Source organism: Paenibacillus tritici (assembly GCF_013204885.1).
Classification (GTDB): Bacteria; Bacillota; Bacilli; order Paenibacillales; family Paenibacillaceae; genus Paenibacillus_AQ; species Paenibacillus_AQ tritici.
The window spans coordinates 42392-60031 of sequence record NZ_JABMKX010000029.1; the positions used below are offsets into that span (position 1 = coordinate 42392).

Here is a 17640-nt window from a genome sequence, read left to right on the forward strand (position 1 = left end):
ATGCTAAAGAACAAAAATGTCTATCTGTTTCCTGTACTGGTCCTGTTGTTCCTCTCCCTCGTAACTACGGCAAGCACAACCATGAAGACCGCTGACGCCAAGAGCAGCAGCCTCCAGCACCTGAGTGTGTACATCCATTCCATTGATACCCTGAAGGGTCAGACGACTCTCACCGGGGACGAGATTGAATGGTACGAAGGAGCTGCCGCCGATGCAGTTTTTGCACAGCGTGAGCCTGAATCTGCAGCCGAAATCGGCGGTGCTCCTGACGGCTACTACATTGTGAATGACAGCGACTCGCTGAGTACCTATACCGTAGCTCCGGATGCCAAGGTGACCATGCAGATCTATGACCGCACAGGCAAGCTTGAAGAGCTGGATATCAACTGGAACGAAGCGCTGAGCCTGCAGCAGTTCATTCATGAATTTGCCCGGACTGAGGTATTCGATCTAAGCCAGTCTCCTTATCACCTTACTCTTAAGGATGGACAAATCGTATCTATCGTGCAGCAGTATACTCCATAACGAAGATACAAGATTACTAGCATTCATACGCCTTCTACAAGCCACAGTCTGATGCCGTTAGCAGCAGTTGTGGCTTTTTTGCGCCTGTAGCAGGCTGCTTCATTCTAACCTTTTCACACATATTCAATCCTATCACTATTTACCGTTAAGCCCTTTATATATAAGCTTATACATAGGATTCATACCTTGCATCAACCCTACAGAACCCATAGGAATGAGGATAAAAAAGTGACTATTACACCCAAGCCGCAGCAAGCCGCCCGGACTCCGGGCACGCCGATGTATCAGGAATACCGTATGAACCAGGTCTCCGTATCCGATCCCTATATCGTCAACGCATTCGCCAAGGAGATAGAGTATCTTACCAGCTATGATCCCGACCGCCTGCTGGCCGGCTTCCGTGAGAACCGGGGACTGCCGGAGAAGGGCGAGAGATATCCGGGGTGGGAGAATACGGAGATCCGCGGCCATACGCTGGGCCACTATCTGTCGGCGTTGTCCCAGGCTTATGCCAGCACCCGGGATGACGCACTTGCGCTCCGGCTGAGATACCTTCTGGAGGAGCTGGCGTTGTGCCAGCATGAGAGCGGTTACCTCTCCGCATTCGGGGAGCAGCTGTTCGATAATATCGAGAACAAGCAGCCCGCCTGGGTTCCCTGGTACACGATGCACAAGATCATCGCCGGACTCACCGCCGCTTATACCGCTACCGGCAGCAAGACCGCTTATACTTTGGCGGATAAGCTGGGCGATTGGGTCAGCCGCCGCACGGCTTCCTGGTCGGAGGAGGTCCATCAGCGCGTATTATCCGTGGAATATGGCGGAATGAATGACTGCCTCTACGAGCTGTATAAGCTCACCGGGAAAGCTGAACACTTAAACGCCGCCCATAGCTTTGACGAGCTGACTTTATTCACCCCTGTCCATGAGGGCAAGGACATCCTCAAAGGCAAACACGCCAATACCACGATTCCGAAGTTTCTTGGTGCGCTGAACCGTTACCGGACGCTTGGGGACAGCGAGGTTTTTTACCTGGAGGCCGCGAAGCAGTTCTGGGACATGGTGGTCCATCATCACAGCTACATCACCGGCGGCAACAGCGAATGGGAGCATTTCGGCGACCCGGATATGCTGGACCGGGAGCGCTCCAACTTCACAGCGGAGACCTGTAACACCTACAACATGCTCAAGCTGACCCGCGAGCTGTTCAAAATCACTGGGGACTCCCGTTATGCCAGCTTTTACGAGAATACGTACCTGAATGCAATCGTCTCGTCACAGCATCCGCATACCGGGATGACAATGTATTTCCAGCCTATGGCGACTGGCTATTTCAAGGTGTACAGCTCCCCGTTCGAGCATTTCTGGTGTTGTACGGGTACAGGCATGGAGAGCTTCACCAAGCTGAACGACAGCCTGTACTTCCATGATGCATCCAGCATTGTGGTCAACCAGTATCTTAGCTCTACCCTGAATTCTGCCGAACATGGCCTGAAGCTGTCACAGTCAGCGGATCTGCCTTATAGTGATCGTGTACAATTCACTGTATCGGTGCTGCAGCCGCAGGTTCATTCGCTCGCGCTGAAGCTTCGTCTGCCGGATTGGCTAGCCGGTGAGCCTGAGCTTCTCTTGAACGGACAGCCTGTGAATACAGAGGTCAGCGGAAATTATATCATTCTTAGTAAAATATGGGCAGACGGCGATACGCTTCAGCTCCGGCTGCCGATGAAGCTTGCCTCCTTCAATCTGCCGGATGCCCCCCAGGTGGTTGCCTTCAAATACGGGCCGGTGGTGCTGAGCGCAGCTCTGGGCCAGACCGATCTGTCCGTATCTGCAACGGGCGTTGCGGTCAGTGTTCCGACCCGGAACCTGCTGGTTAAGGATTTCATCACTACGGTGAACGAAGCTCCGGAGGCTTGGCTGGAGCAGCTTGAGGGCCGCATGGTCCGGCTGGAGCAGGATGAGCTGGCTTTTGCGCTGCGGGGGACGGATGAGGATGACCGGCTGGTCTTCACTCCACATTATAAGCAGCATAGTGAGCGGTACGGCATCTATTGGCGGCTGGTGGAAGCCGATTCGGCTGAGCTGCAGCAGCATATTTTACAGGGCAAAATCCGGCAGCGTATGCAGGACGCCACTCTGGACAGCCTGCCTGTCGGCAATGACCAATATGAGCTGGAGCATGGCATTGAGGGAGAGAATACCTCTGTAGCTACCTGGGATGGTTACAATATCCGCAAAGCGGAGACAGGCGGCTGGTTCAGCTACCGGATGAAGGTCGCGCCCCGTACGGACAACTATCTCTCGGTGACTTATTTCTCAGGAAATAACGGGAAGGAAATTGCCATCTATGTGGATGGTGAGCGGATCGCGTCCGAAATCCTGTATACGGATGAAGCCCGCAGCTTCTACAACCGGAGTTATCTGATCCCGGCTGAAGCCATTGGCGCCAAAACAGAGGTAGAAGTCAAATTCGTTGTTCCGGGCCGGGAGAACGGTATATTCGACCTGCTGCGCATGATGACCGGTTATGATCACAACGCCGGGCTGAGACAGCTTGCCTTCAGCGAAGGAACGCTGTCCACTTCCTTTACTGGCGGAGTAACGGCTTACACCCTAACTGTTCCGCAAGACACCCGCCAAGTACAGTTGAACGTTACCCCCCAGCATCAGAATGCCCTGGTCTATGCTGACGGCATATTAATCGAGGATTCGCTCCCGCGCACGATCAGACTGCTGCATGATTATACCGGGCTGAAGCTCACAGTTAAGGCCGAGGATCATCTTACGGAGCAGGAATACAAGGTTACTATAATCAAGGTATAATCGTAGTCACCACGCTGAATACCGTCCTTCCCCTGCTGCCGGCGGCGGGAAGAACGGGTGACTGCGGCGGGGGAAGGACGGGCGCTGTGGCGGGGGAAAGTCCGGGACTGCGGACGCTTTTCGAAGCTGGCCTGCTTAGTTGTTAGAAGGAGAGGAGGTTCCCAATGGATCAACGGGTTGCACAGCTATGACCACCAGCGAAGGGTTCATCGTGCTGTTTCTTGAGCTTATTCTGGGTTTTCAGATCATGTATTTTTTCAACTCGGTGTTAGGTAAGCCGGCCCACAAGCGCAAGGAGTGGATGTGTTTTGTCGTTTACGGAATCCTTGGTTACCTTTATTTATCTGTTCCCGATTCTTTTGTGGTCTCTTCGCTTCTGGTGACATCCGCCATCTTCAGTCTGTCTCTAGTCTTCAAGGCGGAACTCAAAACGAAGATTATATTTACCGTGCTCTACGCGGTATTAATGTCTATTGCGAATATGATTTCGGTCTATTGCTTCTATATGCTGGACTTGGTTGATACCGCCAGTCTTACTGTAGCGGACGAAGAGAATACGTTCCTGTTATTCCAGGCCAATCTGCTTAGCTTCATGATCATGTTAGCCGTTATCCAGATCATCCGGCTGATCGCCACACGCAGGAGCTTCCCCTTGCCTTATCGTTCCTACATCCTATTAATCCTTATTCCTCTCATCAGCATCTACCAGCTTAATGTACTCACATTCTACACGGAGATGAACATCCATTACTTTATTTCCGCGATCGGGTTTCTATGGATCAACGTGATGATCATCTATATTTTGAATACGATGGTTGATAAATTTCAATTCAAGCTTGAGAATACCCGTCTGGAGCAGCAGATGAACGAGCAGGAAGCCAGTTACGACCAGACGGTACGCAGCTTCCAATCGGTCAATCGTATCATCCACGACACCAACCAGCAGTACCTCTATATCGAGGAGTGCCTCAAGCGGGAGGACCCGGCGGCTGCGCTGGAGCATATCCGAACGACGTTACATAAAGTTGAAGAGGCATAGACCGTAATGACTTATCTGCCCTACCCGGCAAGCTGCCGGATGATGCGATACAGGCAATCCTTAGACGAATGGTTGTTTAGGGATTGCTTTTGGCGTTTCAGGGTGTATTCGTATTCCTCCCGCCTCCTCTCTTGTATGCTGAACTATAGCCCAGATGAGTCCGCTACAGGGTGCCGAGGAGGAAGTTAGAGTGAAGAGAATTCGTGCAGCAGTAATGAGTGTTATGCTTATAACCATCCTTCAACCCATGAACCAGGCTTCAGCACAGCCCCTTAAGAATACGGCAACGGAGAAGGCCCGCAAGCTGGCATCGACGATTGTTTCCGACTATGGAGTAACCGGCTTACAGTATGCCATTATGGACAGCGGAACCCTTGTATTATCCGGCAGCACAGGTGTCCGTGACCGGGCCAGCCAATCTCCCGTTACAAAGGATACCATGTTCGGCATCGGCTCAGTGAGCAAAATGTATGTAACGGCTGCAGTGATGATGCTGGCGGATGCGGGCAAAGTGGATATTGATCAGCCGCTCATCACTTATATCAAGGATTTCAGCATGGCAGAGGAGCGGTATAAGGACATTACGCCGCGTATGCTGATGAATCACTCCTCAGGTCTTTACGGCAGTCATTATGCCAACAGCATCCTGTTCGATGACCATGACACCGGCAACCGGGATGAATTATTAATGAGGCTGCAATCGGAGCGCCTGAAGTCGAAACCGGGTGAATATTCGGTGTATTGCAACGATGGCTTCCAGCTGCTGGAGCTCCTGGTTGAACGGGTTAGCGGCTTAAGCTATACCGGATTTCTGGATCAGAAGATCAACCAGCCGCTGATTTTCGCCTCCACCCAAACGCCGCTCAGCACCTTTGACAGAGCACAATTAGCCAAAACCTATTACCCTGGAATACCACAGGCTTTGCCCGTGGAGAATACCAATGTCATTGGTGCCGGCGGGCTATACTCAACGGCTGAAGAGCTGGCTGCGTTCGGAGAAGTATTGACCGGGAGCCGGCCCGATGTGTTATCCGGGCAATCGGCCGCCGCCATGCAAAGCGCAGAATATAGAAAAGGCATCTGGGTACCAGAGGAAACCAACAGCGTGAACTATGGCCTGGGCTGGGATGCCGTCCGCCTGACCCCGTTCGATCAATATGGCATCCAGGCTTTGTCCAAAGGCGGGGATACCGTTATGTATCATGCTGCTCTGACTACACTGCCTGAACATCATATTTCGATGGCTGTCCTGTCCTCGAACGGAAATTCGCTGTATAACAGTGTTTTTGCCACCAACGTTCTATTGGCCTATCTGCAGGACACCGGCAAGACCGGCAAGCTGATCCCGAGTCCTGTCTTCGAACCTTCCATCAAGGTCAAGATGCCGGCGGACCAGCTTGCGTATGCCGGATTATACGGCACAGTGGGCACAACGCTGAAGGTGGAGATCAAGAATGGGGAGATCTCGCTTCCCGCCCTCGAAGGGGGCGTTATCCCTCCACAAGCCTATGTGTATACAGGCCAAGGACAATTCACCAACAAGGATGGTACCGTGACGATAAGCTTTGAGAAACAGTCCAACGGACATATCTATTTTAAGCTGAAGGCCTATGTGGAACTGCCCGGCATTGGGTATACGTCTGTGGTCGCCTATGAATATCAGAAGCTGGACGCCAATCCTCTAGCGCCGGCCACCAGAGCTGCGTGGGAGACAAGAAACCATAAAAGCTACTACGGATTGGATGAAAAAATCAACTCCCTGCTCTATCTCACCCCTGAAGACCTAATCTATACTATCGCTGTTGACAGTAAGAACGGCTATGCCTCAGGCACCCGAATTGTGGATGAACATACCGCCGTCAATGTTGCTGAAATTCCGGCGATGAGCGGAAGAGATGCCTTCGATCTGAGCTTCCATACTGTGAACAAGCAAGAGTATCTGACGATAGACGGGCAGTCCTACCTCAGTGAAGATGCCATCCACCCGATCTACGGCGGAAATGCCTCGATCTGTACGATTGCGGATAGCGGTCATGCTGTATGGTTCAAGATTGATGCCAAATCGGCTGCTTCAGCCATGAGCGTAGAGGCTCCGGCCAGCGGAGGGGTTATCGTGTACGATGACCAAGGTGCGATGGTGTACTCCTCAATCGTGAATAAGGATACATCATCGGTAATCCTCCCGGAAGGCGGAACGATTGTGTTCGGCGGCAAGGCAGGAGACAGGTTCCAGATTCATCTGAACCCATATCATAAAGGCTTGAACTAACAGAGCTTGCAGCTACTCCTTGCTTCTGCCCAGGCGCTCCGTTACGATAAACAGGATGAAGGCCAGAATATAAGGAGACACATACATGACTGCATTCAAGCTGCTTGTGGATAAGCCTGTCACGCTGGAGATGACCGGCAAGTTTGTTGCCCCCTCTGCGGAGTGGATTCACCTGAGCCGGATTTTGCAGGACTATGAGCTTATCGTCATGACAGAAGGCGTGCTCTACCTCGCGGGGGACAACCAGCAATTCGTGGTCTCCAAAGGCGAATATCTGCTGCTCCCGCCGCTTACCAGACAATACGGAACCAAGTCCTCGGACTGTAGCTTCTATTGGCTGCATTTTCAAGCTGCGGGCGGCGCTCAGACTACAGATCTCCCTCCGCAGACCTCCGGGCAGGAAGAATACGTAATCCATCTGCCCCAATACGGGACCCTGCGGAATGCGGAGAAGCTCATTGTGATGATGAAGCAGCTTCAGGATTCGGTCCGGAGCTATAATCAGACGGCGCTGAGCAACTATATGTCCACCGTCATTCTGTGCGAGCTGTACAACCAGACCCTGCATACCGGTGCCGATCCGTTCAAAAGAACGAAGCAGGAGCAGCTCTACCATGATATCGTGGACTACATCAAATGGAGCCGCAGCGAGCATATCAAGGTCTCCCAGATCGCCGCCTATTTCGGCTACAACGAGAAGTATCTCTCCCATCTGTTCACCGTAATCTCCGGGATCTCCCTGAAGCAGTATATTCTGCAGCAAAAGATGGAGCTGGCGAAATTCCTGCTGACCGACACCAATCAGAATGTCAGTGAAGTCTCGCAGCAGCTCGGCTATAAGGATTGCCATAATTTCATGAAATCGTTCAAAAAAATCGTCGGCCTCACCCCCACCGAGTTCCGCAATGCTTATGCCAAACGCCTGCTGTTCTATGAGTGAGGGTTGTTCCTCCTCCCGCTTCCTCCGCAGCCTCCTTAGAGAGAGTACTTTTCTCTGAGAACGGCTGTGGAGATTTTTTTTGGAGCATAATGAACTTTTAGGGCTGCCAGGGACTCTTATCTATGAAAAGGGGTGAGAAGATGAATATAAGCCGTCTTGTCAGAGCGGCCCAGCGAGGCAACAAAGAAGCATTATTAGAACTAATCCTAGCCGAACAGGACGCTTATTATCGCCTGGCCTATAGCTACATGAAGAATGAGCATGATGCGATGGATGTGATGGAAGACATGATTGTCACGCTGTATGAGAAGCTGGAGCAGTTGAAGAAGCGTGAAGCCTTCTACAGCTGGAGCAAGACCATTCTCGTCAACCGCTGCAAAGCGGTCCTCCGCTCACAGAACCGGTTCGTTGCCCTGGAGGAGGACGGGCCGCCGGAGCCTGCACTTGAGGCCTGGACTGCAGATAACCCCTATCGTTATACGGAGTCTGAACTGGACATGTCGCTGCTGCTCGCTCATCTGAATCCGCGGCAGCGGGAAGCGATTGAACTCCGCTACGTTCACGATCTGTCGTATCAGACGATTGCCGATATCACCGATGCACCGGTAGGCACCATCAAGTCGAGAATTTCGCAAGGGATACAGAAACTAAAAGCTATGATCGGAGGGGACCGTTATGAGAACGATCGAGGAGAGACTACAGGAGCATCAGCAGACCAGGACGCCATCAGAACTTGAGGGCAGACTGCGTAAGGCACTGGAGCAGGCACCTGCCAGACAGCCAAGATCACGGATTAGAAGAGCAAGAACATGGGTCGCCGCTTCGGCTGCCGCACTCCTGCTGACTGTAGGCGTGTATCAATATCCTGCCTTAGCTTATTACGGCGGGAAGCTGTTCAGTCAAAGCGAGCTGAATACTGTGAATTTCGCTCAAGTGGTTAAGGAGGGTTACGGACAAGCGGTCAACCAGAGCAAGACACTTAAGGACGGGACCATCTTCACTATCAAAGCTGTGATTGCAGACGACAATAACCTGCTGATGCATTACAGTATACAGCGCCCGCCAGGCTTGGTGTTTGATGAGACGGGCTTCTCCAATTACTCCTTCAATAATATTAAAGGCTTGTTTACTGACTCTGATCCTACCGGAGGCGGCGGAGATTACAGCCCGGACAAGACCCGGTTCGAGGGTGTATACAAATTTGAGCCGGTCAGCCCTTTTTCCAAAAAATTGACCGTGAATCTCAATGCAAAGCTGACAAGCGGAGAAATAGTCCATTTCCCTATCTCCTTCAAATATGACCCGAACCTTGCCATGAAAAGCCTGCTCGTTGCAGATATTGACCAGGCTGTGCCGGTGGACGAAGGGAAAGTCTTCTATGATTCCATAACAGCCTCACCCACCTCAACCATCGTAAAGGGACATTACGAAATGGATAATGGGGAAATTCCAAGATTTCCGGCAGCAACCAAGCTTTATGTGAATGGGACTGAAGTGAATATGTGGTCGATGCGCTCAGGCCTGAATGAGAAAACGAAAGCCTTGGAGTTTCAAATTGAATTCGATGTGCTCCCGACAGACAAGCTGCAAACCGTTGAGCTGGTGCTCGATAATTTTATCGGATACCAGACCGTAGAGCAGCCTATCTCCCTGGCCTCACCCTCAGACCGCTCCGTTCCGGTCGGCAACGAGAAGCTGTGGATTCGCAGTGTCACCAAGACTGCTGAGGGCTATGATATCGTGATCGCCGGGAAGCAGTTCACGATGCTGGACAAGGACACTCTGGCTGTTCAGGCCGCAGGAGCCGCCGTCCCCGTCACCTCTATATCCGATTTTCGTTCATGGGACTTGAAGAACGGTAATATCCTGTGGGAACGTACCTATTCCTTCCAGACCACGGATAAGCCGCAGTTCCTGCTGATGGATGGCTTCGACTATATTAAGTTCTATAGACAAACTGTTCCAGTTCCATTAGGGGATGCGAAGCACTAGCATCATGAAGATATGGAGCACTGGCCCAATTGATGATATGAAGCACTAGCCCAGGAATAATGTGCCGCCGTCCCGCCGCTTACGCATAGCTGTGGGTATATAGGAAGGGGACGCTGAAAGGGTTAACCGCCAGCATTTTAGCTTATTCTGTTCTGTATAGGCAGGTTTGCAAATGTTGTACGTTTTGCAACTTAGGCCGATAGATAGTGTGCACTTTAGAGAATTGTTGCAGGAAATGCATGAATAGTCCCGCCATGCGGGTAAATGCCGCAGGAATGCTGACTTTCGTGCAACAATTTCTGATTAGCGGCCATATCACGAAGGGAAGGTTGCAATTTGTGCAGCAATCCTCCATACAGTATAAAGAATCCCGCTCCCCTGATAGGGTTGCGGGATCTTCGGCGTTGCGGCGGGTCAGTTCACGGCGGGTATTGTCGGTCACGGGGAGACACTGTAGGGTTCACAGAGGGCTACTAGTAGAGCATCAGAATTTATACAGTAGATTGAATCAGTAAGATCGAACCACCTACTATTGTGTTCGGTTTTTCGCATACATTGACCCAATTACCTTCGCGCCAGCATAATGTGCACGGTTTTTCTGTGAAAATACGTCTGGCACTGCGATAAACGCACGGCCTACGCAGCGCTCCCAATCCAATTGTGTTCGGTTTTTCGATTACATTCGGCCTACGTGGCGCTCCCAGTCCCATTGTGTTCGGTTTTTCGTTTACATTCGGCCTACGTGGCGCTCACAGTCCAATTGTGTTCGGTTTTTCGTTTACATTCGGCCTACCCGGCGCTCCCAGTCCAATTGTGTTCGGTTTTTCGATTACATTTGGCCTACGCGGTGCACCCAGTCCAATTGTGTTCGATTTTTCGCATACATCTGGTCCAATGACTTCACTTTTATAGTCCTTCAGGCCTCATCGCGCCCACTCACCTTTTTAAATCTGACGCTGTACTAGTCGGGCTCGGGCGTCATAGCGCCGGAGCATGTGACCCGGCACGCTGCATCCCGCTCTCTTTCCCCCAGGTCTGTACTCCCCCCGCCAGCCTACTCCCCGCCGTCCTTCACCGGCACCCCGAAATCAGGAGTCCCGTCCCCGTTCCACCGCAGGCGCTGGGCACGGGTGTGGCGGTTCGGGTCATAGAGCGGATCTCCGGTAATTTCCTTATAACTCCGGGCATGGTAGATCAGCACATCCTCACCGTTCTCATCTACCGTGAAGCTGTTATGTCCCGGACCGTATTGCCCGTTCTCTTCACTGGTCTTGAAGACCGGCTCAGGATGCTTGGTCCAGGAGGCCGCGTCCAGCAGATCACTGTCCTCCGATGCGGTGAGCAGCCCCATACAATAATTGTGGTCGGTGGCGCTTGCCGAGAAGCTCATGAAGATCCGGCCGTTCCGCTTCAACACCGCAGCACCTTCATTCACCTTGAAGCCGATAATCTCCCACGGATACTCCGGGGTAGAGATCATCGTCTGCGGACCCTTCAGCGTCCAGCCGTTCTCCATGGCTGAGATATAGAGGTTGGAGTTCCCGTCGATACCGGGGTCTTTTTGCGCCCATACATAATATTGTACTCCCTTATGTTCAAACGAGGTCGCATCCAGTGCAAAGGATTCCCAGGCCGTTCTCACCTGCCCCTTCTCCACCCACTCGCCCTCCAGCGGATTCGCCGAAGTATTCTCCAGGGCGAACATGCGGTGGTCGAACAGCCCCTCCTTCGTTTCCGTGGTCCGGGCGGCCGCGAAGTAAATATACCATTTACCGTCGATGTAATGAATTTCGGGAGCCCAGATATTGGCGCTGAGCGGGCCGCTCTCGTATTTGCGCCAGACTACGACTGGTGTTGCTTCTCTCAGCCCTTCAAGCGTTGCAGCTCTGCGTACCTCAATCCGGTCGTATTCCGGCACGGAAGCTGTGTAATAGTAATAACCGTCTGAGTGCTTGTATACCCAAGGGTCTGCACGCTGTTCTACTAGGGGGTTATTGTACTCTCTATTTGTATTCATTATGGTTTCTCCTTTGGTCTTATATCTGTTATCCCTTTACGCCCGAGATGGCTACAGATTCAATAATTTGCTTCTGGAATACCAGGAAGATGATCAGCATCGGCAGCAGGGCAATAATTGAAGCTGCCATAATTAGCGGATAGTCCGTCTGGATCGCATAGGTTGCATTGAAGTTGGCGATTACCAGCTGAAGGGTCTGCTTCTCCGGTGAATTCAGGTAGATAATCGGAGACAGGTAGTCATTCCAGATTCCCATGAACCACAGGATCAGCTGTGCAGCTACTGCCGGTTTGATCAGCGGGAAGGTGATCGAGCTGTACAGGCGGAAATACGAGCTTCCGTCGATTTTGGCCGCTTCAATAATAGCATTCGGCACACTGCTCAGGTACTGCCGCAGGAAGAAGATCATCACGATATTCCCGAACAGGCCCGGAACGATCAGCGGCAGCAGGGTGTCAATCCAGCCCAGCTTGGAGAACATGAAGAATTGCGGAATCATGACCGCCGGATACGGGATCATCAGCGAAGACAGCATCAGCAGGAAGATCTTGTTTTTACCGGGAAACCGCAATTTGGAAAAGGAAAACGCCGCCAGACTGGAGGTGAATGTCCCTACAATCGTTACTGTCACTGCGATAATCAAGCTGTTCCTGATCCCGCTCAGCAGCGGACCCGCCTCCCAAATCTCACTGTATTTATCGAAATGGAACGGATTCGGAATCCACACCGGAGGCAGGGCAAACACATCCTGCTTATCCTTGAATGAGGTGGACAGCATCCAGAGCAGCGGGCCGATCATGAACACCGCGCCTATGGATAGTAGGACAAATATAATGGTATGGGTAATTCTTCTTCTGCTCGTCATAGTTATGGTCTCCTTCCTCTTCAGTTAATCGACATCGAACGATTGCTTCTCGTTCATTCGGAATTGGATAAGAGTCACGACAAATATGAACACGCCGAGGAATACCGCCATTGCGGAAGCATAACCCATCTGGAAATTGCCGAACGCCTTCTGCCAAATGTAGAATACTACGGATGCCGAAGCATATTCCGGACCGCCTGTCGGGGTCATGATGTTCATCTCGGTGAAGATTTGTGATCCTCCAATAATATTGGTAACGATGATGAAAAAGGTTACGGGGCGCACCATCGGCCAGGTAATATGCCGGAAGGACTGGAAGCCGTTCGCCCCATCCAGCTCTGCCGCTTCATAATAGGAGCGGGAGACACTTTGCAGCGCCGCCAAATAGAGCAGCATCGTATAGCCGAGTCCCTTCCATACCGCCATAATAATCAGCGCAGGCTTGACCGTATATTTATTCGCCATCCAGTTCGGTCCGCTGATGCCGAACAGATCGAGGAACTGGTTGACGAGACCGTAGTCACCGTTATAGGCCCAGTTCCACATAATGGATACTGCTGCCAGTGAAGATATAACCGGAACATAATAGATCACCCGGAAGGCCGTAGTCCCGGGCACCCCCCGGTTAAGGCCCAGGGCGAGCAGCAGTGCCAGCGTAATGCCGATAGGAATGCCCAGCATCATGAACAAGGTATTGAATAAGGCTTTGTGGAACAGCTCATCTGACCAAAGATCCGCGAAATTGCTCAGCCCGATCACATTCATCTGTCCGAGTCCATCCCAATCCGTAAATGAGCCATAGATGGAGTAAATCATCGGGTATAGTGTAAAAATCAACAATCCCAGCAGCGGAGGCAGGATAAACAGAAATCCGTAGATTTTCTCCTTGCGGTAGAGATTGGACTTAGCATTCATAAGAATCACCTCAAATTCGGATAGTTCAGCAACAAAGTGATGCCGGTCCGCTGTTACAGGAGACCAAACATCACTTTAATGCTGGATAAGTACTATGTGATAGCGCTTATTTCTTGGATTTCGCCTCTTGCTCTACCGCTTTGTCCAGCAGCTTCTGCATCTTCGGCTGTTCCGATTTCACATACTCTTCCGGGGTAACTTTGCCGTCAAGGACCGGCTGGATGTCGGTGTAGAACAGGTTATACCATTCCGCATTGTACGTATAATGGCCAGGCAGCACGCGTCCGTACTCATTCACTACCTGCAGGAATTCTTCTTTGTTAGCCGGTTTGGTGCTTGTATCTGCGGCCCATTCTGTAGCCATGTCAATCAGGTTAGGAATTTGCACTTTTGCCTTCACAAGCGCTTCCATCCCGTCCTTGGAGGCGGTCAGATAGTTGATCAGCTCTACGGCCTCGTCCGGGTGTTTGGTTTTGGCAGAAGCACCGATCCCGAGTGAGCCGGTCCATGTAGCCGATTTGCCGGTGGAGCCTGCAGGATACGGAATCAGATCATAATCAAACGGCAGAGTCTCATAAGTGCTCATATCCCACGGGCCCACAGGGAAGAAGGCCATTTCGCCTTTCATCCAGCGCTGGTAGGTATCCAGAGTCTGCGCTTGTTCCGTGGATGGTGTAATCCCGTATTTAAGCTGCATGTCGGTGAAGAATTGCAGGGCTTCGATGAACTTCGGATCATCAATGGTGACCTTGGTCTTGGTAGCATCCAGCCAGTCCGCGCCGTTGCTCCAGACTAAGGAAGGCAATGCCCACTGCACGTTGAAGCCTGCGCCGAATTGGTCCAGCTTGCCGTCCCCGTCTTTATCAATGGTCAGCTGCTGGGCGACTTTGATGAATTCATCCCAGGTATACGGTTTGTCTTTGTCCGGCAGAGGTACACCCGCAGCTTCGAACATGGTCTTGTTATAGCCGAGTGCGAATGGGCCTACGTCCTTGGGCATTCCGTACAGATTACCTTGTCCGGCCATGGTGCCGTCATAACGGTACAGATCCACGCCATATTTCCAGATGTTGTTCAAGTCGATGTTAGGATTATTCTCTACATGGCTGGTAAGATCGAGCAGCACGCCGCTGTTCACATAGGCCTTCAAGTCACCGGATTCAAAATAGAAGACATCCGGCACGCTGTTGCCTGTAATAGAGGCCTTCAGCTTGGTAGCATATTGATCTGCCGCAGTCACGACAATCTTCACCTTGACGTTCGGATGGTCGGCTTCAAATTTCTTCACAACGCCTTCATAGGCCTTCTGCTCGTCGGTTCCTCCGCGGAACATGAAGGTAAGATTCTTGGTCTCCTTGGAATCCTTCTTCCCGGCATTTGCCGTGGCTTCGCCTCCGCTATTGCCTCCGGACGATGTTTTGTTGTTCCCGCCGCAGCCTGTAAGTACAACCGATACCATCAGAACCAACGACAGCAGTGTGAACCAGCCCTTTTTCTTTAACACTGTAACCCCTCCTAGGATTTGCTCAACCATTAGAATGTACATGCTATATAGAAGAACCAAGAAACCCCGCTGAGGCCTGTTAGTTCAAGCTACCGCTTTCAAGCAATATATTTCACACTTTAATTGAATGATTGAAAAACAATTGAATGTATTCGCTTACAGGTATAAAATAGCATATATAAAGAACCCTGTAAACATAAAAGTATAAATCTATTTAAAAATATACAAACTAAAGGTAGAATTTGATCTTATTTCTGAAAAAAATCATTGATTATTGACCTTTTTACACAATATTAATTTATATTATTATAAAGTAAATAGTCCTTATACTATATTTTTAGCTTAAATTTAATCGAATTCTACAAATAAAGGCTGAATGCTTTCCTTTTAGGATTGATTAGTTTATAATTTTGTAAAATAGTTTCTTTTCTAATGACCTCACTGGAAGAAGGTACCCTAAATATGATTTATATCAAAGATCTGATGAGCGGGATTGATATCTTCAAGGCGCTCAGCTCCGAGATCCGCATCCAGATTCTTGAGCTGCTGGCGACTAATCAGGCCCTTAATCTCAACGAAATTGCCAAGAAGCTGAATCTCAGCAATGGGGCTATTACGATGCATATCAAGAAGCTGGAGGAGAGCGGCTTAATCGAGATTAATACCGCAGTAGGCAAGCACGGAATTCAGAAGGTCTGCTACCTGAACAAGGATAAGCTGATGGTGGATCTGCGGAGCAAGGATGTTGACAATCTGTACGAGGTCGAGATTCAGGTAGGCCATTACAGCAATTATCAGGCGGTTCCCACCTGCGGACTGGCCACCAAGGACAGCATCATCGGCGACTTCGACGAGCCGCGTTATTTCGCCGATCCCCAGCGGATTGATTCCGAGATTATCTGGATGGCGGAAGGCTTCCTGGAGTACCGTATCCCTAACTATCTCAAAGCCAACCAGACCTTCCGGGAGATTCAGTTCTCCATGGAGATTGGCTCCGAGGCTCCAGGATTCAACGACAATTATCCTTCTGATCTGTACTTCTATGTGAACGGAATCGAGATCGGCTTCTGGACCAGCCCCGGGGACTTCGGCGATGCGCGCGGCACCTTCAATCCCGACTGGTGGCCTCCCCACCTTAACCAGTATGGAATGCTGAAGCTGATCCGGATCAATAAGGAGGGCAGCTTCATTGACGGCTGCCGGATCTCCGACATTACCCTTGACGACATCAAGCTGGATTACAAAAGCGAGCTGACCTTCCGCATTGCCGTCACCGACAAACCGGTGAACAAGCGCGGCTTGACGATCTACGGCAAGCATTTCGGCAATTACAGCCAGGATCTGCTGGCGCGCGTGCTCTACAATGTACATGAGGTTGAAGATCCGGCCGGCCGTGTGACCACGGCGGGGGCGGCAGATTGAACGTTTAGAACTGACAGCCGATTGACCGTTTTAACTGTCAGCCGCTTCCCTGCCGCCGCTGACATAAACTCGAAGTATAATTGTCCCTTCTGTAACCCACACTAACGAATGTCTTTCAAACTACCGTGAGGGAGTGTTTCGAATGCGTGAAGGGATGATACCCGCCGTACTGGGGACCGTTGTAACTGCTTCGAGTGCAGCTTTTCTGGGGAGCAGATATAAGATCGCTGCAACTGGCATTCTTGGATTTGGTCTGGCGCATATTGTACTCGGCACCATCGACTTGTTCGAACACAGGTAAGCAGCTTGGAAGATGGCCGGTCCGTATCTTTCAGATACGGGCTGGTTTGCTATGTCATTTAAACAGGAACGGCTTCACACCTGCCTGCTTACGCGGTGCCCCCAGTCCCATTGTGTTCGGTTTTTCGATTACATTCAGCCTACGTGGCGCTCCCGGTCTCATTGTGTTCAGTTTAATACGAAAATAAAAGTATCGGAAAATGCGCCGCAGACTGGATTTTGACAAAAAAAGACCCACCGCCCCAAAATAACGTTTCGTTTTTTTTGAAAAAGGAGAGACTATTGGATAGGATTTAATTGCACGCTATATCCTAACTGCTGGATATATTGCACGTACCGATCCAACGGGTTTTTCTTGGACGTCTCATCGCCTAGTGAGACGTCTATTTCTTGGTATAACCTTTTCTCCCGCATCAGGGCATGGAGGATTCGAATCAGCAAATGTGCGGTGGCGACGTTTGCTTTTTTATCTCCCCGTCTCTTACGTATTCGTCGAAAGAATTGGCCGATCCGGTTCGAGGAGCGAGAGTTCGCCCAAGCCGCCTGACACAAGGCCCCTTTCAGATGCTTGTTCCCTTGCATCGTTTTTGACTTTCTTCGCTTTCCAGCGCTTTCGTTGTTCCCTGGACACACCCCCGCCCATGAAGCAAACTGCGCATCACTCGGGAACATTTCCGCGACATGCGGCCCCACTTCGGCAAAGATGGTCACGGCAGACGTCCGCTCAATTCCTGGAATGGAGTCAATTTGTTCAATCACCTCCAGGTACGGTTCTGCCTTCGCCTCGATTCGAGCTTCCAGTTCCGTGATCCGTTTCTCCAAATAGACCAAGTGGTCCCAGTGGTCTCGAATCATCTCCCGATGATGACGGCGCAACTTGCCATTGAGCGCGCCCTAGCAACTGCGGAACTTTCTTTTTTAAACGGGTTTTGACCAGGTTTTTAACGGTCACTTCGTCTACGACCTCGCCGTCCATGATCTTCTGGAGCAGGCCCCGTCCCGAAACCCCATATAGATCGGACATAA

General features: G+C 51.0%; 14 protein-coding genes. 9 read left to right on the forward strand and 5 right to left on the reverse strand.

The genetic code is table 11. The features are described from left to right. The 7 genes from HQN87_RS30705 (at position 1) to HQN87_RS30735 (ending at position 9591) form a co-directional block, all read left to right on the forward strand. Positions 1–525 (forward strand): hypothetical protein, encoded by a 525-nt coding sequence (locus tag HQN87_RS30705; RefSeq protein WP_173140923.1) that lies wholly within the window; start codon positions 1–3, stop codon positions 523–525. 228 nt (positions 526–753) lie between these two features. Then, a complete protein-coding gene (locus HQN87_RS30710; protein WP_367272843.1) occupies positions 754–3351 on the forward strand; it encodes a beta-L-arabinofuranosidase domain-containing protein in 2598 nt (865 codons plus the stop codon). A gap of 187 nt (positions 3352–3538) precedes the next feature. Further along, a complete protein-coding gene (locus HQN87_RS30715) occupies positions 3539–4390 on the forward strand; it encodes a hypothetical protein (RefSeq protein ID WP_173140925.1) in 852 nt (283 codons plus the stop codon). Positions 4391–4580: 190 nt separating this feature from the next. Continuing rightward, positions 4581–6659, forward strand: a complete 2079-nt coding sequence (locus HQN87_RS30720; protein WP_436836500.1) for a serine hydrolase domain-containing protein — start codon at positions 4581–4583, stop codon at positions 6657–6659. An 85-nt stretch (positions 6660–6744) separates the two neighbouring features. Next, complete coding sequence (locus HQN87_RS30725) at positions 6745–7599, forward strand: AraC family transcriptional regulator (protein ID WP_173140927.1); 855 nt, start codon at positions 6745–6747, stop codon at positions 7597–7599. Positions 7600–7739: 140 nt separating this feature from the next. After that, on the forward strand, positions 7740–8336 hold the full coding sequence (locus HQN87_RS30730; protein WP_173140929.1) for an RNA polymerase sigma factor: 597 nt from the start codon (positions 7740–7742) through the stop codon (positions 8334–8336). Next, positions 8275–9591 carry a DUF4179 domain-containing protein gene (locus HQN87_RS30735; RefSeq protein ID WP_173140931.1) on the forward strand — a complete coding sequence of 439 codons (1317 nt, stop codon included), beginning with the start codon at positions 8275–8277 and terminating at the stop codon, positions 9589–9591. Before HQN87_RS30730 ends, HQN87_RS30735 begins: the two co-directional genes overlap by 62 nt. Before the next feature lie 1054 nt (positions 9592–10645). Here HQN87_RS30735 and HQN87_RS30740 read toward each other — a convergent pair. The 4 genes from HQN87_RS30740 to HQN87_RS30755 form a co-directional block, all read right to left on the reverse strand. After that, the gene (locus tag HQN87_RS30740) at positions 10646–11608 is read right to left on the reverse strand and encodes a glycoside hydrolase family 43 protein (protein WP_173140933.1); all 963 of its coding nucleotides are present in this window, start codon (positions 11606–11608) and stop codon (positions 10646–10648) included. Positions 11609–11636: 28 nt separating this feature from the next. After that, entirely contained in the window at positions 11637–12473 is an 837-nt protein-coding gene (locus HQN87_RS30745; protein WP_216857515.1) for a carbohydrate ABC transporter permease, read from the reverse strand. Positions 12474–12497: 24 nt separating this feature from the next. Next, a complete protein-coding gene (locus HQN87_RS30750) occupies positions 12498–13388 on the reverse strand; it encodes a carbohydrate ABC transporter permease (RefSeq protein ID WP_173140935.1) in 891 nt (296 codons plus the stop codon). Positions 13389–13494: 106 nt separating this feature from the next. Then, on the reverse strand, positions 13495–14892 hold the full coding sequence (locus HQN87_RS30755; protein ID WP_173140938.1) for an ABC transporter substrate-binding protein: 1398 nt from the start codon (positions 14890–14892) through the stop codon (positions 13495–13497). Positions 14893–15354: 462 nt separating this feature from the next. Here HQN87_RS30755 and HQN87_RS30760 point away from each other — a divergent pair, with 462 nt between their 5' ends. Together HQN87_RS30760 and HQN87_RS30765 are read left to right on the forward strand one after the other, a co-directional pair. Further along, positions 15355–16314: an ArsR/SmtB family transcription factor gene (locus HQN87_RS30760; RefSeq protein WP_173140940.1), complete on the forward strand. Its 960-nt coding sequence runs from the start codon at positions 15355–15357 to the stop codon at positions 16312–16314. A 142-nt stretch (positions 16315–16456) separates the two neighbouring features. Continuing rightward, complete coding sequence (locus HQN87_RS30765) at positions 16457–16615, forward strand: hypothetical protein (protein ID WP_036725695.1); 159 nt, start codon at positions 16457–16459, stop codon at positions 16613–16615. A 278-nt stretch (positions 16616–16893) separates the two neighbouring features. Here the strand turns inward: HQN87_RS30765 and HQN87_RS30770 are convergent, their stop codons facing one another. Continuing rightward, positions 16894–17436, reverse strand: a complete 543-nt coding sequence (locus HQN87_RS30770; protein ID WP_216857517.1) for a transposase — start codon at positions 17434–17436, stop codon at positions 16894–16896. Positions 17437–17640 lie beyond the last annotated feature (204 nt).